Origin of the sequence: Bradyrhizobium genosp. A (assembly GCF_049949275.1) — a bacterium.
GTDB lineage: Bacteria > Pseudomonadota > Alphaproteobacteria > Rhizobiales > Xanthobacteraceae > Bradyrhizobium.
Genome location: NZ_CP188196.1, coordinates 3,843,862 through 3,868,368, shown reverse-complemented (window position 1 = coordinate 3,868,368; position 24,507 = coordinate 3,843,862). Strand labels below are relative to the sequence as shown.

Annotated in this window: 28 protein-coding genes and 1 pseudogene; 9 read left to right on the top strand and 20 right to left on the bottom strand. The window is 63.7% G+C overall.

Annotated features, from left to right (window positions below; translation table 11 throughout):
• Nucleotides 1–38: 38 nt before the first annotated feature.
• From ACP2YP_RS17765 to ACP2YP_RS17755, 3 genes are read right to left on the bottom strand one after another with little or no spacing between them, the layout of a single operon-like run.
• The gene (locus ACP2YP_RS17765) at nucleotides 39–1,259 is read right to left on the bottom strand and encodes an ABC transporter substrate-binding protein (protein WP_426425661.1); all 1,221 of its coding nucleotides are present in this window, start codon (nucleotides 1,257–1,259) and stop codon (nucleotides 39–41) included.
• A gap of 48 nt (nucleotides 1,260–1,307) precedes the next feature.
• Nucleotides 1,308–2,054, bottom strand: coding sequence for an ABC transporter ATP-binding protein (locus tag ACP2YP_RS17760; RefSeq protein WP_426425660.1), 747 nt, complete (start codon nucleotides 2,052–2,054; stop codon nucleotides 1,308–1,310).
• On the bottom strand, nucleotides 2,047–2,802 hold the full coding sequence (locus tag ACP2YP_RS17755) for an ABC transporter ATP-binding protein (protein WP_426425658.1): 756 nt from the start codon (nucleotides 2,800–2,802) through the stop codon (nucleotides 2,047–2,049). The genes ACP2YP_RS17760 and ACP2YP_RS17755 overlap by 8 nt, the downstream gene beginning before the upstream one ends.
• Before the next feature lie 339 nt (nucleotides 2,803–3,141).
• On the opposite strand from ACP2YP_RS17755, the gene ACP2YP_RS17750 reads away from it, so the two are divergent.
• A complete protein-coding gene (locus ACP2YP_RS17750; protein WP_426425656.1) occupies nucleotides 3,142–3,789 on the top strand; it encodes a PAS domain-containing protein in 648 nt (215 codons plus the stop codon).
• Here ACP2YP_RS17750 and ACP2YP_RS17745 read toward each other — a convergent pair.
• Entirely contained in the window at nucleotides 3,786–4,151 is a 366-nt protein-coding gene (locus ACP2YP_RS17745) for an ArsC family reductase (protein ID WP_426425654.1), read from the bottom strand. The genes ACP2YP_RS17750 and ACP2YP_RS17745 overlap by 4 nt on opposite strands.
• A gap of 105 nt (nucleotides 4,152–4,256) precedes the next feature.
• Between ACP2YP_RS17745 and ACP2YP_RS17740 the strand changes: the two genes are divergently transcribed.
• Nucleotides 4,257–4,628 (top strand): tRNA-binding protein, encoded by a 372-nt coding sequence (locus tag ACP2YP_RS17740; RefSeq protein WP_426425652.1) that lies wholly within the window; start codon nucleotides 4,257–4,259, stop codon nucleotides 4,626–4,628.
• Nucleotides 4,629–4,714: 86 nt separating this feature from the next.
• Here the strand turns inward: ACP2YP_RS17740 and ACP2YP_RS17735 are convergent, their stop codons facing one another.
• From ACP2YP_RS17735 to ACP2YP_RS17705, 7 genes are all read right to left on the bottom strand, one after another.
• A complete protein-coding gene (locus tag ACP2YP_RS17735) occupies nucleotides 4,715–5,419 on the bottom strand; it encodes a glutathione S-transferase family protein (RefSeq protein WP_426425650.1) in 705 nt (234 codons plus the stop codon).
• Between the two features lie 81 nt (nucleotides 5,420–5,500).
• Nucleotides 5,501–5,644, bottom strand: coding sequence for a hypothetical protein (locus ACP2YP_RS17730; RefSeq protein ID WP_426425649.1), 144 nt, complete (start codon nucleotides 5,642–5,644; stop codon nucleotides 5,501–5,503).
• 116 nt (nucleotides 5,645–5,760) lie between these two features.
• Nucleotides 5,761–6,426, bottom strand: a complete 666-nt coding sequence (locus ACP2YP_RS17725; RefSeq protein WP_426425648.1) for a DUF429 domain-containing protein — start codon at nucleotides 6,424–6,426, stop codon at nucleotides 5,761–5,763.
• Nucleotides 6,427–6,434: 8 nt separating this feature from the next.
• Entirely contained in the window at nucleotides 6,435–7,631 is a 1,197-nt protein-coding gene (locus tag ACP2YP_RS17720; RefSeq protein ID WP_426425647.1) for a serine hydrolase domain-containing protein, read from the bottom strand.
• A 484-nt stretch (nucleotides 7,632–8,115) separates the two neighbouring features.
• Nucleotides 8,116–8,808: a GNAT family N-acetyltransferase gene (locus ACP2YP_RS17715; RefSeq protein WP_426425646.1), complete on the bottom strand. Its 693-nt coding sequence runs from the start codon at nucleotides 8,806–8,808 to the stop codon at nucleotides 8,116–8,118.
• 4 nt (nucleotides 8,809–8,812) lie between these two features.
• Complete coding sequence (locus ACP2YP_RS17710; RefSeq protein ID WP_027535184.1) at nucleotides 8,813–9,160, bottom strand: Lin0512 family protein; 348 nt, start codon at nucleotides 9,158–9,160, stop codon at nucleotides 8,813–8,815.
• Nucleotides 9,161–9,416: 256 nt separating this feature from the next.
• Nucleotides 9,417–11,081, bottom strand: coding sequence for an acetolactate synthase large subunit (locus tag ACP2YP_RS17705; RefSeq protein ID WP_426425645.1), 1,665 nt, complete (start codon nucleotides 11,079–11,081; stop codon nucleotides 9,417–9,419).
• 413 nt (nucleotides 11,082–11,494) lie between these two features.
• Between ACP2YP_RS17705 and ACP2YP_RS17700 the strand changes: the two genes are divergently transcribed.
• Complete coding sequence (locus ACP2YP_RS17700; RefSeq protein ID WP_426425644.1) at nucleotides 11,495–11,644, top strand: hypothetical protein; 150 nt, start codon at nucleotides 11,495–11,497, stop codon at nucleotides 11,642–11,644.
• 95 nt (nucleotides 11,645–11,739) lie between these two features.
• On the opposite strand, the pseudogene ACP2YP_RS17695 reads toward ACP2YP_RS17700, so the two are convergent.
• A pseudogene (locus ACP2YP_RS17695) lies at nucleotides 11,740–12,231 on the bottom strand (MarR family winged helix-turn-helix transcriptional regulator); the annotation flags it as partial.
• 109 nt (nucleotides 12,232–12,340) lie between these two features.
• Between ACP2YP_RS17695 and ACP2YP_RS17690 the strand changes: the two are divergent.
• The 3 genes from ACP2YP_RS17690 to ACP2YP_RS17680 all read left to right on the top strand — a co-directional run bounded on the left by ACP2YP_RS17690 (nucleotide 12,341) and on the right by ACP2YP_RS17680 (nucleotide 14,154).
• Complete coding sequence (locus tag ACP2YP_RS17690) at nucleotides 12,341–12,736, top strand: Ohr family peroxiredoxin (protein ID WP_426426191.1); 396 nt, start codon at nucleotides 12,341–12,343, stop codon at nucleotides 12,734–12,736.
• An 81-nt stretch (nucleotides 12,737–12,817) separates the two neighbouring features.
• The gene (locus ACP2YP_RS17685) at nucleotides 12,818–13,234 is read left to right on the top strand and encodes a cupin domain-containing protein (protein ID WP_426425643.1); all 417 of its coding nucleotides are present in this window, start codon (nucleotides 12,818–12,820) and stop codon (nucleotides 13,232–13,234) included.
• A 41-nt stretch (nucleotides 13,235–13,275) separates the two neighbouring features.
• Nucleotides 13,276–14,154, top strand: coding sequence for a bifunctional helix-turn-helix transcriptional regulator/GNAT family N-acetyltransferase (locus tag ACP2YP_RS17680; RefSeq protein WP_426425642.1), 879 nt, complete (start codon nucleotides 13,276–13,278; stop codon nucleotides 14,152–14,154).
• A 6-nt stretch (nucleotides 14,155–14,160) separates the two neighbouring features.
• Here ACP2YP_RS17680 and ACP2YP_RS17675 read toward each other — a convergent pair whose 3' ends face one another.
• From ACP2YP_RS17675 to ACP2YP_RS17660, 4 genes are all read right to left on the bottom strand, one after another.
• Nucleotides 14,161–15,381, bottom strand: coding sequence for an MFS transporter (locus ACP2YP_RS17675; RefSeq protein WP_426425640.1), 1,221 nt, complete (start codon nucleotides 15,379–15,381; stop codon nucleotides 14,161–14,163).
• A gap of 299 nt (nucleotides 15,382–15,680) precedes the next feature.
• On the bottom strand, nucleotides 15,681–16,754 hold the full coding sequence (locus ACP2YP_RS17670; protein ID WP_426426189.1) for a DEAD/DEAH box helicase: 1,074 nt from the start codon (nucleotides 16,752–16,754) through the stop codon (nucleotides 15,681–15,683).
• 43 nt (nucleotides 16,755–16,797) lie between these two features.
• Nucleotides 16,798–18,363 (bottom strand): SNF2-related protein, encoded by a 1,566-nt coding sequence (locus ACP2YP_RS17665; protein ID WP_426425638.1) that lies wholly within the window; start codon nucleotides 18,361–18,363, stop codon nucleotides 16,798–16,800.
• Nucleotides 18,364–18,483: 120 nt separating this feature from the next.
• On the bottom strand, nucleotides 18,484–19,005 hold the full coding sequence (locus ACP2YP_RS17660) for an SWIM zinc finger family protein (protein ID WP_426425637.1): 522 nt from the start codon (nucleotides 19,003–19,005) through the stop codon (nucleotides 18,484–18,486).
• A 133-nt stretch (nucleotides 19,006–19,138) separates the two neighbouring features.
• Between ACP2YP_RS17660 and ACP2YP_RS17655 the strand changes: the two genes are divergently transcribed.
• Nucleotides 19,139–19,597 (top strand): cupin domain-containing protein, encoded by a 459-nt coding sequence (locus tag ACP2YP_RS17655; protein ID WP_426425636.1) that lies wholly within the window; start codon nucleotides 19,139–19,141, stop codon nucleotides 19,595–19,597.
• A gap of 107 nt (nucleotides 19,598–19,704) precedes the next feature.
• Here ACP2YP_RS17655 and ACP2YP_RS17650 read toward each other — a convergent pair whose 3' ends face one another.
• Nucleotides 19,705–20,238 (bottom strand): RBBP9/YdeN family alpha/beta hydrolase, encoded by a 534-nt coding sequence (locus ACP2YP_RS17650; RefSeq protein ID WP_426425635.1) that lies wholly within the window; start codon nucleotides 20,236–20,238, stop codon nucleotides 19,705–19,707.
• A 110-nt stretch (nucleotides 20,239–20,348) separates the two neighbouring features.
• Between ACP2YP_RS17650 and ACP2YP_RS17645 the strand changes: the two genes are divergently transcribed.
• Nucleotides 20,349–20,825 (top strand): Lrp/AsnC family transcriptional regulator, encoded by a 477-nt coding sequence (locus ACP2YP_RS17645; RefSeq protein WP_426425633.1) that lies wholly within the window; start codon nucleotides 20,349–20,351, stop codon nucleotides 20,823–20,825.
• A 65-nt stretch (nucleotides 20,826–20,890) separates the two neighbouring features.
• Here ACP2YP_RS17645 and ACP2YP_RS17640 read toward each other — a convergent pair whose 3' ends face one another.
• Together ACP2YP_RS17640 and ACP2YP_RS17635 are read right to left on the bottom strand one after the other, a co-directional pair.
• Nucleotides 20,891–21,466 carry a DUF308 domain-containing protein gene (locus tag ACP2YP_RS17640; protein ID WP_426425632.1) on the bottom strand — a complete coding sequence of 192 codons (576 nt, stop codon included), beginning with the start codon at nucleotides 21,464–21,466 and terminating at the stop codon, nucleotides 20,891–20,893.
• Nucleotides 21,467–21,566: 100 nt separating this feature from the next.
• Nucleotides 21,567–22,151 carry a TetR/AcrR family transcriptional regulator gene (locus ACP2YP_RS17635; RefSeq protein ID WP_426425630.1) on the bottom strand — a complete coding sequence of 195 codons (585 nt, stop codon included), beginning with the start codon at nucleotides 22,149–22,151 and terminating at the stop codon, nucleotides 21,567–21,569.
• A 76-nt stretch (nucleotides 22,152–22,227) separates the two neighbouring features.
• On the opposite strand from ACP2YP_RS17635, the gene ACP2YP_RS17630 reads away from it, so the two are divergent.
• A complete protein-coding gene (locus tag ACP2YP_RS17630) occupies nucleotides 22,228–22,725 on the top strand; it encodes a peptide deformylase (protein WP_426425629.1) in 498 nt (165 codons plus the stop codon).
• Nucleotides 22,726–22,771: 46 nt separating this feature from the next.
• Here the strand turns inward: ACP2YP_RS17630 and ACP2YP_RS17625 are convergent, their stop codons facing one another.
• Complete coding sequence (locus ACP2YP_RS17625) at nucleotides 22,772–24,415, bottom strand: FUSC family protein (protein ID WP_426425628.1); 1,644 nt, start codon at nucleotides 24,413–24,415, stop codon at nucleotides 22,772–22,774.
• Nucleotides 24,416–24,507 lie beyond the last annotated feature (92 nt).

The window sequence follows — 24,507 nt, the reverse complement described above, 5'->3', positions numbered from 1 at the left end:
GTAGCGCCCGCCGGCTCGCCGCCGGCGGGCTGTTGGCCTTACTTCTTGAGCAGCGCGCACTTGCTCTCGGACAGCGGCGTGAAGGCCTGATCGCCCGACACCGTGCCGACGAGCTTGTAGAAGTCCCAGGGTCCCTTGGACTCGGAGGGCTTCTTCACCTCGAACAGATAGGCGTTGTGGATGGTGCGGCCGTTGGGCTGGATCTCGCCCTTGCCGAACAGATCATCTTCCGTCGGCATCGACTTCATCTTCTCGACGACCTTGACGCCGTCATGCGGATTGCCGCCGAGCGCGTCCAGCGCCTTGAGATAGTGGCGCACGCCGGCATAGACGCCCGCCTGCACCATGGTCGGCGGAGCGCTGTTCTTCATCTTCTCCGAGAACCTCTTGGAGAACGCCCGGGTCTGGTCGTTCATGTCCCAGTAAAAGGTCTCGGTGAAGTTCAGGCCCTGCGCGGTTTCCAGACCGATCGCCTTGACGTCGGTGAGGAACAAGAGCAGCGCCGCGAGCTTCTGGCCACCCTTGACGATGCCGAACTCGGCGGCCTGCTTGATCGTATTGGTGGTGTCGCCGCCGGCATTAGCAAGCCCGATGATCTTGGCCTTGGAGGCCTGCGCCTGGAGCAGGAAGGACGAGAAGTCCGGCGTGTTGAGCGGATGCTTGACGCCGCCGACGACCTTGCCGCCGTTGGCGGTGACGACAGCGGTGGTGTCACGCTCGAGCGCCGCACCGAAGGCATAGTCGGCAGTCAGGAAGAACCAGGTGTCGCCACCAGCCTTCACCAGCGCCTGCCCCGTGGTGTGGGCCAGCATGTAGGTGTCGTAGGTCCAGTGCACGGTGTTGGGCGAGCACTGCGCGTTGGTGAGGTCGGAGGTCGCCGCGCCCGAATTGATGTAGACGCCGTTCTTTTCCTTGACGATGTTGTTGACGGCGAGCGCCACGCCGGAGTTCGGCACGTCGACGATGATGTCGACCTTGTCGACGTCGAACCACTGCCGGGCGATCGCGGTGCCGATATCCGGCTTGTTCTGGTGATCACCCGAGATGATGTCGATCTTCCAGCCCTTGCCCGCGAGGCCGGAATCTTCAACCGCCATTCGGGCTGCCAGCGTCGAACCGGGGCCGCCGAGATCGGCATAGAGACCGGACTGATCGGACAGCGCGCCGATCTTGACCGTCTTGTCCTGCGCGAAGGCGGCGCCAGCGGTGGTCACGGCCAACGCCGTGCCGAGCAACAACGATGCAATCGACTTTTTCATGCTACTTCCCCTGTGAATCTTCTCGTAACCGTGCGACCCTTGGCCGTCCTAGACGCCGAGATAGGTGTGGAGCTTGTCCATGTTGGCGGCAAGCTCCGCATTGGAAAATCCGTCAATGATCTTGCCGTGCTCGACGACGTAATAACGGTCGGCGACGGTGGATGCGAACCGGAAGTTCTGCTCGACCAGAAGGATCGTGAAGCCTTCCTTCTTCAGCCGCGCAATGGTGTGACCGATCTGCTGAATGATGACAGGCGCGAGACCTTCGGTCGGCTCGTCCAGCATCAGGAAGCTGGCGCCGGTGCGCAGGATGCGCGCGATCGCGAGCATCTGCTGTTCGCCGCCGGACAGCTTGGTGCCCTGGCTGTTGAGCCGCTCCTTCAGATTCGGAAACAGATCGAAGATCTGCTCGAGCGGCAATCCGCCTGGGCGTACCACCGGCGGCAGCAACAGATTCTCCCGCACGTCGAGGCTGGAGAAGATTCCCCGCTCCTCCGGGCAGAACGCGATGCCCATGCGCGCGATCTTGTCGGAGGTCGCGCGGATGATGTCCTGGTTGTTGAATTTGATCGAGCCGGCGCGCTTGCCGATGATCCCCATGATCGACTTCAGCGTGGTCGTCTTGCCGGCGCCGTTGCGCCCGAGCAACGTGACGACCTCGCCCGCGTTCACGTCGAAATTGATCCCGTGCAGGATGTGGGACTCGCCGTACCAGGCCTCCAAGTTGCGGACCTGGAGGATGTTGCCGCCCGTTGCGGCCTTCGCCGGAGCCTCGGCCATTGCAATCTCAGGCATGACCGGCTCCCAAATAGGCTTCCTTGACGCGCTCGTCCTTGGTGAGCTCGGAATAATTACCCTGCGCGAGCACCTGTCCGCGCGTCAGCACGGTGATGATGTCGGAGAGATTGGCCACGACGCTTAAGTTATGCTCGACCATCAGGATGGTATACTTCGCCGAGATACGCTTGATCAGCGCCGCGATCTTGTCGATGTCCTCGTGGCCCATGCCGGCCATCGGCTCGTCCAGCAGCATCATCTCCGGATCGAGCGCTAGCGTGGTCGCGATCTCGAGCGCGCGCTTGCGCCCGTAAGGCATCTCGACTGCCGGCGTATTGGCAAACTCGCTGAGACCGACATCGTTCAACAGCTCATGCGCGCGGCTGTTGTAGCGGTTGAGCACGCTCTTGGAGCGCCAGAAATCGAAGGAGCTGCCGTGCTGGCGCTGAAGCGCGACACGAACGTTCTCCAATGCGGTCATGTGCGGAAACACCGCCGAGATCTGGAATGAACGAACCAGTCCCATGCGGGCCACGTCGGCCGGCGCCATCGCGGTGATGTCCTGTCCCTTGTACAGGATTTTTCCGGCAGACGGCTTGAGGAACTTGGTCAGAAGATTGAAGCACGTCGTCTTGCCGGCCCCGTTCGGGCCGATCAACGCGTGGATACTCCCGCGGCGAACCTTGAGCGCAACGTCGCGGACGGCGAAGAAGCCCGCGAACTCCTTGGTCAAGCCTTCCGTTTCGAGAATGAACTCATCGGCCAAACAGATTTCCCCCCGCCCGCGCAATGCGCGTGGCTGTCCTTGTTAATTCGGCTTTCCGGAGGCCTTGGAGCCTTCCCGGAACGCCGCCTCCGGGCGCGGAATATGCCGGAGGTGACGGGGGTTAGGCAAGGCGGAAAGCTGAGCAGGTCGAGCCTCCGGCCGGGAGTCTTATGCTCCCTTAGTTGGAGGTTTTGTGATGTCGCGCCTGCCGGCCTCCCGGTTCGCAAGACACCGGTCATCAAGCCGTCGTTAACGGTCTTTGGTCCCGCGCGCCAGCCTTCATCAAAAATTTTCCCGCCGCGGCGATCATGCGCGGGTTCAATCGCCGGGAATATTGCTTTGGATTTCGCCAGCGCCGCCCCCTCCGTCGTCAAGTCGATCAAGCAGCGTGACCTGCTCAACAATTGGCTGCGACTCTATGCGCGCCAGCAGACGGCGCCGGCGATCTGGGAGTATCAGCCCGCGCGACTCGAGGAGGAGCTATCCGATCTCATCTATTACACGGTGGACAATTCGACGCCGACGCCGCGCCTGACCATTCAGAGCGAGGGCACGCGGATCTCGCGCGCCTATGGCCATACCGGCAAGGGAATCCTGCTGGAGGATTATGTCGGGCCGCAGCTCGCGCCCTTTGTCATGCCGGTCTATCACGAATGCGTCGCGCGCGGACTTCCGGTCTACAGCGTTGCCGACGTCGACGACATCTACGGCCGCGTCGTCGCCTATGAGCGGCTGCTGCTGCCTTTCCTGACCGACGACAAGGTCAGTCACGTCATCGCTTCGCTCAAAACCTTCTGCGAAGACGGCGGCTTCGAGATCAAGAATCTGCTGCGCGGAAATGACGCGCCGCCGCGGCCGAAACTACGCACGGTGATCGACCGCGACCTGTTTCACCGCGCACCCGGCCGCATCGCGGCCGCCGACGTCGTGGAATTCGCCGACCAGTCCGGCCCCGGCGTCACCGCCGAGATCATCGAGCTGAATTAGCTCTTGCGCGATTTGGCGCTGACTTCCTTCTCGTAAACATCCGGCTTGAAGCCGACCAGGAGCTTGCCGCCGATTTCGAGCACGGGCCGCTTGATCATCGATGGTTGCGCTAGCATCAGCGCCAACGCCTTCTTCTCGGTCAGGCCTTCCTTGTCGGCATCGGGCAGCTTCTTGAAGGTGGTGCCGGCGCGATTGAGCAGCATTTCCCAGCCGAGCTTGTCGCTCCATTGCTTGAGCTTGTCCTTCTCGACGCCGGCGGCCTTGTAGTCGTGGAACTCGTAGGCGACGCCATGGGTGTCAAGCCAGGCGCGCGCCTTCTTCATGGTGTCGCAGTTCTTGATGCCGTAGATGATGTTGGGCAAGACGGTCCTCGCGCATGCGTCGTGGTGGCTCTGCGTTGTACGAAACTCCGCTTCGCGCGACAATATTGCCAACGACGCTGTCGACCTCTTCCGAACGGACACACCATGCACGTCACCCACGATCCCGCCGCATCCGCCTCGCCGACCATCGACTTCAACACGTTTCTCTCGGTCGATATCCGCGTCGGCACCATCGTCGATGCAAAACCGTTTCCCGAGGCGCGCAAGCCGGCCTGGCGGCTGTGGATCGACTTCGGCCCCGCCATCGGCGTGCGCAAGAGCTCGGCGCAGATCACCGAGAACCATCCGATCGAGACGCTGATCGGACAGCAGGTCGCGGCCGTCGTTAATTTCCCGCCGCGCCAGATCGGACCTGTTGTCTCGGAGGTGCTGACGCTCGGCTTCCCCGATGCCGACGGCAAGGTCGTGCTGATGCAGCCGAGCAAGCCGGTGCCGAACGGCGGGCGGCTGTTCTAGCGGCAGGCATCGCCTTCGCCGGCCGCCCATCGCTTCATCCTCCTGTTTCATCGGCCAGGCCACCCCGGACTTGACCAAAAGCTCTCTCACGGCCGCTTGGGAATGTTCAACCCGCGCTCAACGGCCGGACGCACCAGCCCGCGTTCGAGCCAGGCCGCGACCGACTTGAACTGAGTGAATTCGACGAGATCGCCGGCACCGTAAAAGCCGACGAGGTTGCGTACCCAGCCAAACATCGAAATGTCGGCGATGGTGTAGTCGTCATCCATGAACCATTGCTGGTCGGCAAGATGCGTCTCCATCACGCCAAGCAGGCGTTTGGCCTCGCTGACGTAGCGATCCCGCGGCCGCTTGTCCTCAAAATCCTTGCCGGCGAATTTGTGGAAGAAGCCGACCTGGCCGAACATCGGCCCGATGCCGCCCATCTGGAAGTGCACCCACTGGATGGTCTGGTAACGGCGCGCGGCATCCTGCGGCAGCAGCTTGCCGGTCTTCTCCGCGAGGTATTGCAGGATGGCACCGGACTCGAACAGTGGCAGCGGTCTGCCGCCGGGGCCGTTGGGATCGAGGATCGCCGGGATCTTGCCGTTCGGATTGAGCGAGAGGAATTCCGGCGTCTTCTGGTCGTCCTTGCCGAAGTCCACGAGATGGACTTCGTAGGGCAATCCGATCTCCTCCAGCATGATCGAAACCTTGACGCCGTTAGGCGTCGGCAGCGAATAGAGCTGGAGCAACTCCGGATGCTTGGCAGGCCAGCGCTTGGTGATCGGAAAGGCGGACAAATCGGACATCGGGACCCCGGCATCGTTCGTGAGATGCCGCCCAATCTAGGCGAGCCACCGAACGGCGCAAGGCCGAGCCATTCAGCCGGATCACAACGGCCGCAGCAGATGACTGGTGGCGTAGACCATGTCGCGCTGGGCGCGTTGGTCGACGAAGAGCTGCGCGGTGACGAGCAATGCTCCGGCGAAAACGAGCGCGAGCATCGCTGTCGCGAACTGACTGGCATCATTCATCGCACGAGCTTCTCTCAATTCTGTTCGCACGGGGAACGCTGGCCGGCCATCGCCAGTTCCTATATGGTTCAAATAATTTTGCCTGTTTTTCCCGGACTCGGGCTATCGGCACCGCCTCAGTAATTGATCTCCATCCGCAGACCGCGCGGATCGATCTCATCCCCGCCGACGCGCTGCGTGCTGTCCCGCGCCGCGACTGCGCAGGCGCAGGCATCGATGAGATCGTCGCGGCCTATGCCGGCGCCGTGGCGCTGCGTCAGCCACTTTGGCAAGCGCGTAAAGCCACGTTGCGCCAACAGTGCGATGCGTTGCTCGCGACCTTCCGCCGATGTCTTCCTCGCAAGCAGGACTCCCCTCGCAAGATTCCGGAAGATCAATTCCGGATGTGCCTCGCCGATCGTCGTCTGCCGCGCCGGCGTCATGATCTCGTCGACCTCCCTGATCTTGTCCCTGATGTTCCAGAGCTGCGCCGAGACGCCCCTGCCCTTGCCTTCGTGCTCCCAATAGTGGCGATTGGCCGCCGCCATGTCGGGAAACGTCCAGAGATCGCGGCGGGCCCCGAGGAATACAGCGGGGCCTACCAATTCGCGCGCGCGCAGGTCGCACGCGCGATAGCCGCTCAGCTTCAATCCGATCGGCATGTCGATCATCGCACGCGCATGCGGCATCGCGAGCAGACGCGTCAGGCCCGGCGAATAGTCGAATCCATGCTGGCCGCGCTCATCGATCCACGCGGCGACCCAGCCGAAGCGAAATCCATCGAGACCGAGATAATTCGGCACGCCGGCGGTCAGCCTCCGACCGCCTGGTAGGCCAGGCGCTTGAACTCGAAGAAGAACGGATTCCAGAAGCCCATATGGCGCTGGGCCATCAGGACGCCGGCGGTGTTGGCTTCAGGGCATATCCACCAATGGGTGCCGGCGAGCCCGCCCCACTGGAATTCGCCGGTGGAATTCGGAGGATCGAACGGCGTCGGCGCGAAGGTCACGGCGCCGCCGAGGCCAAAGCCCTTGCCGGGCATCGGCCCGAGATTGGCAAAGCGAATGGTCTGGCCCGCCGGCAACTGGTTGGTCATCATCAGCCGCAGCGTCTCCGGCTTCAGCAACGCCTCCGGCCCGGGCACCAGGGCGCGCACCAGCGCGAGCATGTCTGGCAGGGTCGAGACCAGCCCGCCGCCACCCGACAGCCGCGGGAACGGCCGTCGATAGGCCTGCGGGTAAGGCAGATTGTCGGCGCGGGTCAAGCCGGGCTTCATCGGATCGAGCACGTCGGCGCCGGTGTAGTGCGCGACCAGCCTGCCCTGCTGCGTTTCAGGCACGGAGAAGCCGGTATCGGTCATGCCGAGCGGATCGAAGATGCGTGCTTTGAAGAAGGCGTCAAGGGGCTTGCCCGAGACGACCTCCACGACACGGCCGACCACGTCGGTCGCCACCGAATATTCCCAGCTCGCGCCGGGTTGATAGGACAGCGGCAGATCGGCAAGCTTGTCGATCATGTCGGTCAGCGGCGTCAGCGGATTGAGCACGCGCGCGTCGTTGTAGCCCTTGAACAGCACCGTGCCGGGATCGAAGATGCCGTAGCTGAGACCCGAGGTGTGGGTCAGAAGCTGCCGGATCGTGATCGGGCCGTTCGCCGGCTCGATATCGGCAAGATTTGCCGCCCCTTGCTTCAGCACTTTGCGATTGCCAAGCTGCGGCAGGTATTTCTCGATTGCGTCATCGAGCCCGATGCGGCCTTCCTCGACCAGCAGCATGACCGCAGAGGTGACGAAAATCTTGGTGTTGGAGAAGGCACGAAAGATATGGTCCGGCCGGAGCGCCGTCTTCGCCTCGCGATCGGCAAAGCCGACGCATTGCTGGTCGACCACCTCGCGTCCGCGCAGCACTGCCCAGGACACGCCGGGAACGATCTCCTGATCGACGTAGCGCTGCATCGCCGTCCGCACAGCGGAAAAATCTGGTGTCTTATTTGTTGTCCTGGCGTCCATGGATAGGCTCCCCCCGAATTGGTTGCGATGGATATAGCAACGAATCGGCCGCGGGGAAGCCCGTTCGCGCGAGGCGCGGGCGGCGCCTGTAACACCCGCATTTTTGTTTCGCCGCGTGTTCGCACGCCGTGTGAGCAACACAACGAAAACGCCAGCAATCCTTGCGGCAAGACCTCGTTAAGCGCGCGACCTTTAGCCTCATCGTCATGTTCAGCGTATCCCAGACATCACCAGGAGTGACCGGTAATGACCTCGATCTCTGCCACGACCACCAATTCCTACTCCCCACTCGACCGCCTCAAGAGCGAACTCACCAAGGAAGTCTCGGCCGGCACCATCAGCTCGAGCGATGAGTCCGCGCTCTCATCCGCGCTCGACGGCATCGATTCCTCGCTCAAGAGCGGCGCATCGAGCATGATCCTTTCGGGAAACCGCTTCGCACTTTTCCGGATCATGCTGCGGCCCGGCGCACTCCGCCGGGCCGTCATCCCTGCTTCACGAGCGCCGTCACGTGCAGACGGCGACGGATGCGCATGCCCTGGCGCTGATAGAGCGCAATGGCTGACGTGTTGTTCGAAAACACGTGCAGGAACGGAATTTCTCCGCGCGCCTCGATCTGGCGCGCCACCGCTGCGAGCAGCGCCTGCGCGTAGCCGCGCCCGCGATAATCGGGATGAACGCAGACCGCTGTCATCTCGACGAACTTCCCCGGATTCATACGCTCGCCGGTCATCGCGACCAATTCGCCGCCGGCGCGAATGCCAAGGAACGTGCCGAGCTCATGCGTTCGCAACGCGAACGGCCCGGGCTTGGTCAGCGCCGTCAGCGCCATCATCGCGGGGACGTCGGCCTTGCCGAGCGTGACGATCTCGGCGTCAGGCGACGGGCTGTCCGCAGGCGAGCCGATCATCTGCTCGCCTGTCTCGGCCAGCACGACGTTGAAGCCGGCGGGAACGTCGACCGGCTCCGGCGTGAACAGCGCGACAACCTGCGAAGGCGACATCAGATCGCCGAGCGCGGCAAAGCTTGCCGCGGACATGTCGACCATGTCGGCAAACGGCGTCATGTCCACGGGATAACGCAGCGCCCGCGGGCCGCCTTCGGCCAGATGCTTATGGCTCGTGGTCAGCGCGCTCCAGATCGGATGATCCAGTAGCCGCAGATCGCTGTCGGACATCGGCCTAGTCCTTGTCGAAGCTGACGATGACAGCGGCGTTAGCGATGAGGATGGGGTCGTTGGCCTGCTCCGTCGCCGAGGGAATCTCCAGCCCTCCCTTGACGGCGTTGACGGTCACGGTGCCGTAGGGAAGCTCCTTCGCAACCGCCTCCTTGTCGACGGCCTCGGGATTGGGCACGCCGATGGTGACGTCGACGAACATGTCGTTTGCGGTCTTGCCGATCATCCGGAAGAAACCGAGGCTCGAATGCCGGATCGCATCCGACACAGCCCGCTTCGCCGCCTTGGTGGCGTCCCGGCCGTGAACGTCGACGCCCATGCCCATCTCGGTGATACAGCGAACGCGAGTCATATCTTATTCCTGTTTTTGGTTGGATGATGGTCAGTGTCATTGATTGGGGAGCGCGAGACAAGTTCCTCTCGTGTCCCGGACGCGCAGCAACGCTTTAGCGTTGCTGCGTAGAGCCGGGACCCAGGAAGCCATGGAGTTCGCTGATCCATGGGCCCCGGCTCTGCAGCGCACCGCTGAAGGAGCGCTGCGCTGCGTCCGGGGCACGAGACCGTAGTTTTGTACGCGCTTCTGCTTCAACATCATCGTCGCAAGCAACTCACGCCTTCGACTTCTCATGCGCCCGCAACTCATCGACGAGCACGCGCACATTCTCCGAATAGTCGATCGGGATCACGACCAAATGCACGCCGCCCTCCTTGAATGCCGTATCGAGCGTCGGGCCAAAGCTGTCGATACTTTCGATGCGATGCCCCGTGGCGCCATAGGCGTTCGCGTACATGACAAAGTCGGGATTGCCGAAGGTCATGCCGTAATCGGCAAAGTGATCGACGGCCTGTTTCCAGCGGATCATGCCGTAGGCGTTGTCCTCGAGCACGAGCACGACGAGATTGAGCTTGAGACGGACGGCGGTCTCCATCTCCTGGCTGTTCATCATGAAGCCGCCGTCGCCGGCGACCGCGAGCACGCGGCGATCGGGATAGAGCATCGCGGCCATCATCGCCGACGGCAGGCCGGCCCCCATCGTCGCCAGCGCGTTGTCGAGCAAAAGCGTGTTGGCGACACGGGTGCGGTAGTTGCGCGCGAACCAGATCTTGTACATGCCGTTGTCGAGCGCGACGATGCCGTTCTCCGGGATGACCTGGCGGATGTCGTGCACGATGCGCTGTGGCGTCGGCGGCCAGCGCGTCTCGGTGGCGCGGTCTGCGATGTGCTTGAGGATCTCTTCGCGCAACGGCAAGAGTGCTGCCGCCTGTGGCAGCTTGCCTTCGAGCCGGTCGGCCAGAAGCTCGAGGCTCGGGCCGACGTCGCCGACCACCTCGGCGTCGGGAAAATAGACCTGCTCGACGCTGGCCGAGGTGTAGCTGACGTGAATCACTTTCGGTCCCGACGGCCCCATGATGAAGGGTGGCTTCTCGATCGGGTCATGGCCGATCGCCACGATCAGATCAGCGGCGTCGATGGCATCGTGGACATAGTCACGCTCGGACAGCGCCGCGGTGCCCATGTAGAGATTGGTGCCGCCGGGCACGGTGCCTTTGCCCATCTGCGTGGTGAAGAACGGAATGCCGGTCCGCCGCACGAAGCTCGCGATGCCGTGGGTCGAGCGCGGCCGGCTGGTCGCTGCGCCCATCATCACCAGCGGATGCTTTGCGGCCAAAATCATCCCGGCGGCACGGTCGAGCGCAGCGCGATGAGCGACCGGAATCTCGATCGGGTGGATCGGAATCACGGAGGTGGCCGACACCTCGTCGCCCGCGATGTCTTCGGGTAGTTCGAGATGCACCGGACCCGGCCGCTCCTCCATCGCCACGCGAAAGGCATCGCGCACCACGGTCGGGATCGACGAGGCGCTGATGATCTGCCGAGAGAGCTTGGTCAGCGGCTTCATGGTCGCGACCACGTCCACGATCTGGAATCGCGCCTGTCGGCTGCTCATGATCGGCTTCTGGCCGGTGATGAGGATCATCGGCATCGCGCCGAGATGCGCATAGGCCGCGCCGGTCGACAGGTTGAGCGCACCGGGGCCGAGCGTCGACAGGCAAACGCCGGGCTTGCCCGTGAGCCGGCCATGCGTCGCGGCCATGAAGGCAGCCGCTTGCTCATGGCGGGTCAGGACCAGCTCGATTTTGGAGGTCCGCAGCGACTCGACCAGGTCGAGGTTTTCCTCGCCGGGAACACCGAAGATGCGATCGACGCCTTCGTTCTCCAGCGCTGCAACGAACAGGTCGGATCCTTTGACTTTATGGTCCTGCTCGCTCATGCCGCCTCCGCTTGCTGCTGGCTCCCGTGTTCCGGGGGCGGCCCATGGTAGCGGCTAGCGGCGCGGGCACAACTCACAATGAAGCGTGATCCGTCTCGCGTCGTGCGCTCCTGCAATACTCCACTGTCATGCCCCGGCTTGACCAGGCTTGACCGGGGCATCCAGTACGCCGCGGCGTTTCGGTTCAGGCCGGACTAGATCTTCGCTTCGCTAGAGATACGGCCGATCCAAGAGCCGCCGGATTATCGCGCGTGGTGCGATTGGCTCATCCCCGACAGCGTATCGGATGAAGGACCGAGGCAACGGCCGTGCGCACTCTCTACAACGTGACGAGATGATGTCCATCCTCCCATTGAGACGATGTCGCATCGCAACTAGCTCTTGAGAAACTCTCTTTCTGATGGAGAATTTCCATGCGCAAGACCAACACCCCATCCGCCAAAAACCATCGCTATGAGCTCGTGCGCGACGATGGCAGCGATTTCGTTGCGTATCAGCGCCGCCGCGACGACGGTCTCTGGCAGACCGTCGCGACCTGGATGATTCCGCGCTCCGCCTGCTAGAGCGACGCCACTCACGTGCGTCGGAGGCGGACGCCGACTCCGACTTTAAGTTCGGACGCGCGTGCCTGGTCTTGATTAGCGCTTCTTCTCACCGCTTGCGTGTTGCGCAGCAGATTGTCGCGCAGCCGGCTCACCGTTGTCTGCACCACCGGAAAATCATCACCGAGCCCGGTCGCCTCGATCACGGCCCCCCCGAGATCCTGCTCGATCAGCTTTTTGCCGGCCGCTGTCAGGCTGACCCGCACCTGGCGCTCGTCGGCTGGATCGCGGTGGCGCTTGATCAAGCCCATCTGTTCCAGCTTCTTCAGGATCGGCGTCAACGTGTTGGATTCCAGGAACAGCTTGTCGCCGAGCGCACTCACGGTCAGTTCGTCTTCGTCCGAGAGCGCCACCATGGCGATGTACTGGGTGTAGGTCAGGCCGACCTTGTCCAGCAGCGGCTTGTAAGCGCGGCCAAAGGCCAGATTGGCCGAATAGACGGCAAAGCATAGGAAATTCGACAGTTTTCGGCCTTTATCGGTGGATTTGGAAAGACGGGCCACGGGAACCTCCGCAATTTGTGATCTGCCAACCGATATAAATCGCATCCGATTAAATCGGAAGAGCTTGACCGGGCAGCACACCAGGTTTATTTCAACGCGCATCCGATTAGATCGGATACGATATAACTCCAACCCGAGAGGATCTGTCATGACCATCGCAGCAAAAGTTCTCTTCACCGGAAAGACCCACGTCACCGCGGGCCAAGACGGCGCCGCGCGCTCGCAGGATGGCCAGCTCGACATCAAGCTGCCGCAGCCGCACCCCGCCGCCGAAAACCTGTTCGCCGCCGCGTGGTCGGCCTGCTATCTCGGCGCGATCGGCCTCGCCGCCGCTCAGCGCAAGGTCAAGCTGCCGCAAGAGCCGTCGGTCGATGCCGCGATCGACCTGAACAATGCGGCCAGCGGCTTCTTCCTGCGCGCCCGCCTCGACGTCAGCGTCCCCGGCGTCGATCGCGCCATCGCCCAGGAGCTGATCGAGGCCGCGCACGGAATCTGCCCCTACTCCAAGGCGGTTCACGGCAACATCGAAGTGACCACCACGCTCGTCTGAAGCGCATCACCCGACGCGGGCCGGCCGAACAACGGCCGGGCCCGCGCGGCGCAGACATCGACCGACCACAAGGAGCCGATCATGAGCAAGAATTTCCCGCAAACCGTCCGCGCGCTGGCGAGTGCCGCCGTGCTTGCGACCAATCTTGTCACGCTGCCGGCAGCCGCCGCGCAACCGACCGGCGTCACCCGCACCGACCTCCAGCGCCACGATCTCAGCGTGCCTGGACGCGAGGCGGTGCAGGTCCGCGTCGACCTCGCCCCCGGCGTTGCGTTCGGCCGCCACCTTCATCCGGGCGAGGAGGTCATCTATGTGCTGGCCGGCACCGTGGAATATGACGTCGACGGCAAGCCGCCGGTGACGCTGAAGGCCGGCGATGTGCTGTTCATTCCGGCCGGAACGGTTCATGCCGCGAAGAATGTGGGCAGCGGGACTGCGAGCGAGCTTGCGACCTATATCGTCGCGAAAGACAAGCCTCTGCTGACACTCGTGAAGTGAGGTGGATTGACCAGCTCGCGATATCTGACTAAAGTCAGATAATGCTCGATCCCGTCTCCCGCGTCCGCCGCTTCAACCGTGCCGTGACCTCCGCCGTCGGCGCGCTCGATACGTCCTTCCTCGGGCGCGGGCGGCCGCTGGGGGCGGCGCGCGTGCTCAATGCGATCGGACAGGGACGCTCCGACGTCGGCGAGGTCCGCGACTATCTCGGCCTCGATTCCGGGCTGATGAGCCGGCTGTTGCGCAGCCTCGAAGAGGAAGGCCTGATCGAGACGCAAGCGCACGCGGACGATGCGCGGCGCCGCGTGGCCAACCTGACTCGCGTCGGCAAGCGCGAATTCGCGGCCTATGAGGCGCTGTCGAATACGCAGGCCGAGAGCTTTCTCGCCCGGAATGCGCAAGCCGAGGCGCTGCTCGCGGCGATGGACCTGATCGCGTCCGCGCTGACGCGCGATCGTATCGCGCTCGCCGAGATGGATCCGCGCAGCGACGAGGCGCGCTATTGCCTGAGAGAGTATTACGCCGAGCTCGGTCGCCGCTTCAAACAGGGCTTTGACGTCTCGCTGTCGCGCGATCCTGATGCCAAGGACATGCGCCGGCCGCGCGGCAGCTTCATCGTGGCGATATCGGACACGCTGCCGATCGGCTGCGTCGGCCTGAAGGGAACGGATCACGGCTATGCCGAGATCAAGCGGCTGTGGGTCGCGCCCTCCGCGCGCGGATTGGGCCTCGGCAAGCGCCTGATGGATGCCGCCGAGGATGCCGCACCCACACTCGGCATCGCACTGTTGCGGCTCGACACCAACAGCGCGCTGCCGGAGGCCGGCCAGCTCTACCGCACCACCGGCTGGCGCGAGATCCCGCGCTTCAACGACGACCCCTACCCGGATTTGTTCTTCGAGAAACAGATCCGGTCGTAGATCTCGTCACGCCGCCACCGGCGCGGGCTCAGCTTGCGGCTTCGGGAACGGGCGGAACGTCATCGCCATCAGGAAGGCGCCGAGGCCCATCGCCCAGGAGCCGATATAAAGCCAGGCGTAGCTGGAGAACGCATCATAGATCAGGCCGCCGGCGAGCGGGCCCGTTGCCATGCCGAGACTGCCGGCCATCGCCGTGCCGCCGATCACGGTGCCCATCATCTTGAGCGGAAAGTTTTCGCGGACGATCACCGCATAGAGCGGCATGGTGCCGGCATAGATGAAGCCGAAGATCATCGCGACCATGTAGAAGGTCGTGAGCTGATGGGCGAAGACATAGGCGAGCGCGCCGAAGGCTTGCGCGAGCAGACCCGAGACCAGCACGCGCTTGGCGCCCAGACGATCGCCCATCAGGCCGAAGGCGATGCGGCCACCGAGACCAGCCAGCCCCTCGACGCTGTAGATCGTCACCGCCGAGATCAGCGGGATGCCGCAGCTCACGGCATAGCTGACGGTGTGGATGATCGGGCCGGAATGGGTGGCGCAGCAGAAGAAATTGGTGGCGAGCAGGATGATGAATTGCGGCGAGCGCAGCGCTTCGCCCACCGTCATCTCGGATTGCGGGCCGCTCCCGGCCGCTGCCGCGACCGGCGGATGCGCCAGCGCCGGCGGACGGCGGACCAGGAGTGCGACCGGGATCATGATGACAGCGACGACCAACGACACGATCTGCATCGCGGTGCGCCAGTCATGGTTGGAGACGAGCCAGGCCGCGAATGGCGCCATTGTCATCGGCGCCACGCCCATGCCGGCCGACACCAGCGAGACCGCGAGGCCGCGTTGGGTGTCGAACCAGCCGGTGACGGTCGCCATCATCGGCGCAAAGATCGCGGCGCAGGAGGCGCCGACCAGCAGGCCGAACACGAACTGGAACACAATGAGCGAGGTCGCATGGCTCGCGGCGAACAGGCTCAGCGCCAGCACGGTCGATCCCGTCAGCACCACCGGCAGCGGACCAAACTTGTCCGTCAGCGTGCCCCAGGCCATGCTGGTGAAGGCCATCGCCAGGAAGCCAATCGTCATCGCGCTGGAGATGCCGGTCACCGACCAGCCGGTGTCCTTGGCGATCGGCTGCAGGAACACGGGTAGCGAAAACATGCCGCCAATCGCGACACAGCCGAGCAATCCGCCGGCGGCGACGATCACCCAGCGATAAGAGGAACCCGTCATTGTTGTCTCCCGTCAGGTCTGTCTGGGTGGAAGACGAATGGAAATGGCGAAAGCAGACAGGTATTGCGACATTTTTCAAGGCAGGCATTCGTGACCCGCCAGCAAAATGCCGAAAACAACCCCATGCACAGTAGCCCGCCGCAGCGGGATCAATGACTTACGATGCGCGTCAATTGCGGTGCAGGGAACTTGCGATGGCAAGCCGCGATTTGACTCGTCGGGCAAAACACCGGCATCATTTAATCATCCAGACCAAGCTGAATCCCATCCACCGAAAGCGCCGGTCCTCCTGCGTCCGGCTACACGTCGAACAACGCGTTCACATCGCCCTCGGTAAGGGCCGACGCTATCCCGCAGTCGCGATCGAACAGGCCGTCGGCGAGCGCGCGCTTCCTGGCTTTGAGCTCGTCCATCTTTTCCTCGATCGTCCCGGCGGCCACCAGCCTGTAGACGAAGACGGCCTTGTCCTGTCCGATCCGATATGCGCGATCGATCGCCTGTTCCTCGACCGCGGGATTCCACCAGGGATCGAAGATGACGACGGTATCGGCAGCCGTGAGATTGAGACCGACGCCGCCTGCCTTCAGGCTGACCAGGAAAACATCGGCCTTGCCGCCCTGGAAGGCTTCAATCGCCGCCTTGCGGTCCCTGGTCTCGCCGGTGAGCAGGCTGTAGCGCAGACCGTCGGCGTCGAAGCGCTTCCGGATCAGATCGAGCATGGAGGTGAATTGCGAGAAGACGATGATCTTGCGCCCCTCGCTCAGCAATTCTCCCACCATATCGATCAGGCGATCGAGCTTGGCCGACGGCCGTTCGACGCCGTCGTTCAGCTTCAGCAACGCCGGATCGCAGCAGGCCTGCCGCATCCGCAGCAGAGCCTCGAGCACCACGATGTGGCTCTTGGCGAGGCCACGCTTGGCGATGGCCTCGCGAACCTTGCGCGACATCGTGAGCCGTATCGAATCGTAGAGATCACGTTGCGGTCCTTCCAGCAGGATGGTCTCGACCATTTCGGTCTTGGGCGGCAGCTCCGTCGCCACCTCCGTCTTGGTACGACGCAACAGAAAAGGCTTGACGCGCCGCGCCAGCGCCGCCGTTCGCACCTTGTCGGCACGCTTCTCGATTGGCGTGCGCCACTGGCGTGAAAAGGCTGCCTTGTCGCCGAGATAACCCGGATTGGCGAAACTCATGATCGACCAGAGCTCTCCGAGGTGATTTTCCATCGGCGTGCCCGTGAGGCAGAAGCGGTGCTTCGCCTTCGTTTCGCGCAGCCATCGCGTGGTCGCAGCATCGGGGTTCTTGACCGTCTGCGCCTCGTCCAGCACCGCCATGTGCCACTCCCGCGCCAGCAGCGTTTCGCGGTCTCTTGCGATCAGCGGATAGGTGGTCAGAACCAGATCGTGGTCCCCGATGGCGTCAAACTTGTGCTTGCGATCTGGCCCGTGCAGGACGAAGCACCTTCAGGTCGGGCGCGAACCTTGCCGCCTCGGCCGACCAGTTCGTCATCAGGCTGGTCGGCGCGACGACCAGCGCGGGATTGGCGAGGTGACCCCGAGCTTTCTCCAGCGCGATCAAGGCCAGGATCTGGACAGTCTTGCCCAGTCCCATGTCGTCGGCGAGGATGCCGCCCAACCCGCTCTCGCGAAGTAGATCGAGCCATGCCACGCCCTGGGCCTGATACGTCCGAAGCGTGGCGCGAAAGGTCGACGGCAATTCCGGCGCAGTCAGCCCTCTCGTCTGGAGCAGGCCCGCGAGCCGCCGGAGATTGTCGGCGCTCCGAAAAGCGAAATGCTCGTTCTCGACGCCGAGCAGCGGAACGAGGTCAGCGCGCGACAGCCTGATCTTGCTGGAGGCGCCATCGAATGCGCCGCTCATGTGCAAGCCGTGCAGCGCCAGCACGAGCGGCAGGAAGCGGTCGGCAGCCAGCGCGAGGTGGCGGCCGTCGGCCAGCGGCAGAAAGAAACGTTCGCCCTTGTCGGCGAGCTGGGTCAGCAGTTCCGGGGTGAAGCCAGGTTCCGAAACCAGCGTCGCCAGGAGCGGCGCGAGATCGCGCCGCTCGCCGTCGATCTCGATGCCGAGCGCCAGTTCGAACCAGTCGATGCCGCTGGAGTCCAGCGCTGCATCGAAATCGCCTGACGACTCCGCAACGCGGAACGGAAAGTCGTCGTCGATCAGGATTTCGAAACCCTCCGATCGCAATTGCTCGGCATGCAGCGCGAGGAAATCGAACCAGCCGCGCTGGTCGCGCAGCGTGAGATCCATGGCATGGCGGTACTCGAGCATCGGAAGCACCGACCGTGCATCGGCGAGACCGACCTCGACGACGCGCTTGCGCGCCTGCTTCTCCTTGCCCAGGCGGCGTGCGATCGCATAGACCTGCCCGCCTTGAAACAGCTCCAGCCGGCTCGATCGCTGGGTCGGATCGATGTCGAACCCACCGTAGCGGAAGCCGAGGCTGGCCACGCCGGCGGGACCGGACTGTTCGCTCTTGGTGTGATAGTAATAATAGCTTGAACCGACATGTCCGAGCTTCAGCCGCAGCACGGGACGCGGATCTTCGTCGACGAGCACAGCAGTCGCCGGAGGCACCGGCAGGAGGCCGTGGTGAAGCTCGGGCAGCCTTTGGCTCAGGCGGCGTGACACCTCTTCGAGCTGCGCGCGGGGGATGGAAGGTGCAGCCAGGAACTGGCAGGCCAGCCGTGGCGGCAGGCCGAGCTGCACGGGCCCGATCACACTATTGGCTTCATCGACATAGACCGGTGGTTCGGCATTGAGTGCGAACGCCCCTGACACGACGAGGTGTGGTGCAACGCCGCGCCCGGCTCCCTTTTGCCATTCGATCCGGCCCTCGCGCGCGTCGCCCCAGCTTAACGGCGCCCGCTTGTGGTCGACCCAGAACGCGCGGCCGGTCGCGACGATCCGGAGCAACAGCTCTTCCGGATGCGGCCCCTGGGCATAGTTGTTGCGGACGCGGCTGTTCACCTCCGTCACAATGTCGACGTCGACATCACGGAAGTATTTCGGCGCCCGTTCCGGCTTGAACTCGTACGGGCTGGGACTGCCGTAATTGTCGGCATAGTCTCCGCCCTTGCGCAGCCGAACCTACCGCAGGGACACCGCGAGATAAGGCATCGCCCCGTCCGACGGATGCAGGCAATAAAGCAATCGCTGGCTCTCATCGGCGGCATAGTCGCTGCTCCGCGCCGCACGGCCGACACTGTCGATCCACGTGTCGACCTCGTAACCCAGGACCGGCGGAGCCGACGGCGCCTGCACCTTGGCGGGCTTTGCCGCCTGCGCGACAGGTTCGGATGCCAACACGGGCGGGGCCTTGCCATTCAGTGCCTCGAGCAGGGTCGCTGCCACATGCTTGCAGTTGAAGGCCATCGGACAACTGCAACCGCCATCGATGTCGGTGAGGCTGTCGTCGTCGAACTCCAGCTGGATGTCGACGCGGTATTTTTTCGATTCGCTGCCTCGCACCTGGGAACTGACGTGCGTCAGGTCGTCGCTGACCTTCACGCCGGAGACGCGGCCCTGAGCCTGATAGGCGTGCGCCTTCTCCATCGCCGCTCGGCTGAAGTAACTGTAGATTTCCTTGCGTTTGAGAACGTCCGAGAGCACTTGCAGCGATTCCAATATCCGGCGTGCAGCATAGCCGTTTCGACGAGGCCATTGTAGCCGGTTCGGGACCGATGCCCCTGGCGTCCCCCATTCCGTCCACCTAAATCTCAGGGATATGCTCCGGGAACAGCCCATGCCAAAAATCGACGTCGCTGCCGTCCCAGCCCGCAAGGGCTCCGGCTATCCCGTGCCGTTCGACGCCCCTTGCGCCGATCGCATCCGCAAGCGGCTCGGCAATGCCGGGGGCTTGTCCGATTTCGGAGTCAATCTGATGCGCCTGCCGCCAGGCAACTGGTCGAGCCAGCGGCACTGGCACTCGCACGAGGACGAATTCGTATACGTGCTCGAAGGCGAAGTGATCCTCGTCGAGGATGATGGCGAAACCGTGCTGCGCGCCGGCGACTGTGCCGCCTTCCCGAAAGGCAGCGGCAACGGCCATCACATGATCAACCGGTCGGATGCGATCGCCGTTTACCTCGAAGTCGGATCGCGCGCACCCGACGATCTCACGACCTGCTCCGACATCGACATGATGAGCGCCAACTCCGACGGACGATTCGTGCACAAGGATGGCACGCCGTATCCGGAGTAACAAAAATCTCGAAAACAACCCGGCCGTTGTCCGATCAACGACTTAGCGTCGGCTCTTCATACCAAGCTGCGAATTGACAATTCGGGCAAAACACCGGCACGACCCGGCTAGATCCGTGCATGAAATTCCATGAGGATCCGACGACCTTCCGGCCAGTCACCGAGATTGCTTCCGCCATTGATGTGACCCTTCGCGCCGATGTTGACGAGGTCACTGCCCCACTGCCCTGCTCTCGCTTCCACGTATGGCAGAGACGCGTAAGGATCATCGGTGCTGGCCACGATCATCGAGGGAAAGCGGAAGCGTTCTTCCGGCACGGACGCGAACGCCGCAGCCTCGGCAGGAAACGCAGGAGACCGCGGATCGGGAACAGCAACAAGAAGCGCTCCCTTCACAGGCCCGGGCCTACGGCTTTGCCAATACGCGACGAGCAGGCAGGCGAGGCTGTGGGCTACGAGCACTGGCGGAGTCTTCGCCGCGCTGACCGCCCGGTCCAGGGCCGCGAGCCAGTCGACCAGATCGGGGTGATCCCAACTCGATGGGTTGAAACGACGGATGGCAGGGTCGGCCTGCTCCCAGCGGCTTTGCCAATGCGCCTCGCCGGAGTTGCCAATGCCTGGCAAATGGATGAATTCCGTCACGCTTATCCCTTCATATTTCGCTACGCTCTCGCTGAGCATGGCGATTTACAAGCGCAAACGGAATTGGCATTCATCGGAAAGCGACACGCAATTCCGATAGATTAGAGGTCATGACGAGAAGCCAAGAGTTTCACCCCATTCTCGATCCGACAGATATTGCGATCATCGAAACGCTGCAGGACGATGGCCGCATCAGCGTCTCGGAATTGGGGAGAAAGGTCGGTTTGTCCCAGCCAGCCACCTCGGAACGGCTGAAGCGGCTGGAGGAGCGCGGGATCATCAAGGCCTATCGCGCGGTCATCGATCCGGCCGCCGTCGGCCTCCGCATGATGGCGATCATCCGCCTGCGGACGACGCACGAGCACATCGCGGCATGCTTGAAGCAATTTGCCGAGATGCCCGAGATCATCGAAGTCCTGCGGCTGACCGGAGAGGATTGCTTTCACCTCAAGGTGTTCGTGCCCTCGCCGGCGGACCTCGAGCGCATCGTCGATGCGATTGCCCGATATGGTTCGGTCACGACCGCCATCGTGCTGCGGAGCGAACCGCCGAAGCGGATCGGGCGTGAGCTGATGCAAAGGAGCTAGCGCACGATTTTGACACGTCGGGCAACACACCTGCACGATGTCATCATCCCGCAAGCGACATCGCATTACCCTTGCTGCATCCGCCTGGCACGCCGGCGCCAGTCGCTGACGGTGAGCCATACGGCCGAAACCAGGAAGTAGATCGCACCGACCCCGGCATAGCCCGCGACATTCGCGATCGACGGCACCGCGGGCGTCAAGGCCTGCGCAATGAAGAAGCCGCCCGCGAGCGCCGACTGACCACCGCTGAGCACCATGGCCCATTGCGCGCCAAAACTTTTCCAGCGCCGGATGGCCGTTCCCAACTGCAGTAAGCCGGACAGAATCGCCCATGCGCCGAAGACGCCGAGCACCCAGTTCATGCTCGTTTGCAACGCGAGAAGGACCGCGATGGTCGTCGCCAGGCTGACCACAACGTTCAGCGCTTGCGTGCCGTTTTGAGTGAGCCCGCCGCTGCGCACGGCGTCGACGACATTGGCTGCGGCGTCCCATGCCGGATAGAGCAGGAGCAAGGCGCCGGCAATTGCCGGAGACGACGGCGCGACGGCAAATGCGGCAACAACCCAGGCAACGGAGAACGCCGCGCGGAGGAAGTAGTATTGTTTGAGCCATTGTTCGCGGTCGTCACGCACGAGATCCATTTGACTTCTCCTTTACCTACTAGTTGGTAGCCTGAACGCGCAACAACATGGCTTCACGGCGATGCCTGCGGGGTTGCCGTTGTCGTCTCGCCGGTGTCTCTCAGTGTTTCGTTGACAGCCGATCCAGCAGCGGAGCGGTGATCACACCGAACATCTTTGGATCGCCATAGGCGCGCGCCGACAGCATCGCACCGTGAATCGTCGCCATGAATCCTTCCGCCTCAACCCGGGCCGAACCGGAGAGCTTGAGCTGCCCCTTCCGCTTGCCGCGCTCCATCACCGAGGTCAGCCAGGACGCCAGCGAGCGGAAGTGTGAGCGGACTTCAAGCGCCACCTCCTCCGGCAAGATCGGAAGCTCGCTGGCAAGCAGCGCACAGACGCAGAAGGGAGCCGTCGCATCGGTGATGCACGCCTCCCAATACCCGACATAGTTTTTGAGCTGCTCGCGCGGGTCCGGAATGTTGCGCTCGAGCGCTGCCAGTCCCGCCTCGGCCTCTTCGCGATAGCGCGACACCAGGGTGCGGACCAGGTCGACCTTGCTGGCGAAATGGTGGTGAATGCTCGGCTTGCGGATGCCGACGACTTCGGCGACGTCCGCATAGCTGAAACCGTTGTAGCCGCCCGCGATGATCAGCGTGCGGGCGCACGCCAGAATGTCGTCGGCGGTCGAGGAAACGTTGGTCATGGACGTTAACTACCTTCCAGTTGGTAGGAAGTCAACAACCGGATGCTTCACTCCCCCGTGAGTGGTAGGAGCCTGCATGACCATACGTCCGATCGTCCGCTATCCCGACCGCCGGCTCGCCATGCCGGCCCGCCCCGTCACCGCCTTCGACGACGGCTTGCGCGAGCTGGCAGCCGACCTTCTGGAGACGATGCGCGCCGCGCCCGGCATCGGCATCACCGCGCCGCATATCGGCGTGCCCTTGCGGCTCGTCGTGCTCGAGCTCGACGCCAAGGCGGGTGCGCAGACCTATGTCAATCCGCAAGTTGAATGGGCCTCGCCCGAGATGATCCTGCACAAGGAAGGCAGCGTCTCGATGCCCGGCGTCAATGACGAGGTGCAGCGCCACGCGCGGGTGCGGATCAGCTATTGGGATCTCGATGGCATGATGCGAGCTGAGGAATCGGGCGGCTTGCGCGCCGTCTGCCATCAGCACGAGATCGACCAGCTCGACGGCCTGTTCTGGATCCAGCGGCTGTCGCGGCTCAAGCGCGAGCGGCTGATCAAGCGGTTCGAGAAGGTGGCGCGGAGGTGAAGCACCGACGAGAGAAGGGGTGGCGCCCGCGTCGCAAACCCTTCAATCACATCTCCGAACGATGATAGCGTGACGACACCTCCGCCATTTGCGCCAGGATGGCATCGCGCCCATCCAAGTGGCCGGTGACGTGCAGCGCCGTGGCCGTCCCGGCCAAGCGGCGCACGGCCGCAAGCAGCGCGCGTTCCGTGATAAGCGCCGCCGCGCCGCTTCCGCCCGGCATCTGGTGCAGTGTCTGCTCGGCCGTGGTGCTCGTGAGCCCAGCGCGTTGCCTGGCCGCGTCAACCGCCCTGCTGTCCGGGCCGGGCGAGATCACGGCTTCGGCGAAGTGGAGATTGGCTTCAACCGCTTCGGCCAGCTGTTCCGCAAAGCGGATGGAGCGGCGTTCCGGCCAGAGCACCATGCACCCGACAAGCGCCAGCACACTGCCAAGCACGTTGTCCATCGCTCGCGCCGTCGCGGCCACTTGCCCGAGGCCTGGCGTGACCAGCTCCGCGACCACGATGAACACCGGCGTCAGGAACAGCACAAACAACGTGTAGTTCACCGATCGCAGCGCCAACGCTGCAGCCCCGAGCGGCAGCACGACAGCAACCTGCTCCCATGACTGGACCAGAAGTGAACCAAGAGCCGCCGCAGCCAGTCCGCCCGCCAGGCTGCCCAGTACGCGTTCAATCATGCGCGGTGCAGAGATTTGCGCATCCGGATGCGTGACCACCACCGCCGCCATCGTCGCCCATTGCACCTCGGGCAACGCGATCGCATGGCTGAGGACATAGGTGATCAGGACCACGGTGGCGCGACGTAGCGCGTTTGCGGCGATCGCGCGACCGGGTGCCGCCGCCGGAACAGGAGGTTGCACGGGAGCGACCGAGGCTGATGCCTCGCACGCAAGCTTGGGCTTTGCGAGATCTTCGATCCCATCCGCAACCGCGGCGATTGCGCGCGCCGTCAGATCGTCTTCGATCTGCCCATTGGCTCGAATCCGCGCGGCTACGATCTGGAGCGCGACAGGATCGGCCGGGCCGCTGCTCACCTGTCGGGCCGCCAGGGCCAGTGCCGCCCCGATCTCGGCGACTGCGCTCAGCCACTCCCGAGGCCGGCTCCGCCAGCCCTGCTCGTCCTTGGCGAGCGCGATCAGGCCCGCAAAGATTCCGTCGCAACACGCCAGCAAACGTCTCAGCTCTCGCGCATGGCCGTCGTCCTCTCCGGCGGCCGCACGTTCGATCGCGACGCGTGAACGCTGGATCGCCTCGCGCACCGACCTGCGATGCTCGGCCTCAAGGCGCAGGCGGCCTTGCTCCGCATCGGATCCATCGTCTCCGGACGCCGCGATCTCGGCCGTCATCTCCCGTAATTCGCCAAGGACTCCCGCGATGCCCCGGCGCGCCGCATCATAGGGATCGGCGGGGCGGAATCCCAAGACGAGGATGATCACCAGCGCCCCACCGCCCAGGAACAGGAGCGAGACGAGCGGCGCTTCCGCAAGCCGCACCGGCTGCTCGATCGCGACCACCGCGACCACGCTGGCGAGCGTGCCGACCGTTGCCAGGCGCGGCGTGCGCACCCCGATCAGGGTGCAAAGCGCAACCATGCCGAACACCGTCGCATCGACCACCGGCGCGCCAAGCATCGGGACCGCTGAAAATACCCCTGCGGTCGCGCTGCCGCACAGCACGAAGACGCTCATCACCCAGAGCCGTGCACGCCGTGCGCCCCCGGGGTCCGCAAGGCACGTCCAGAAGGCCGCGAACGCGCTCCAAGCAAGCTCGGGTCGGTGAA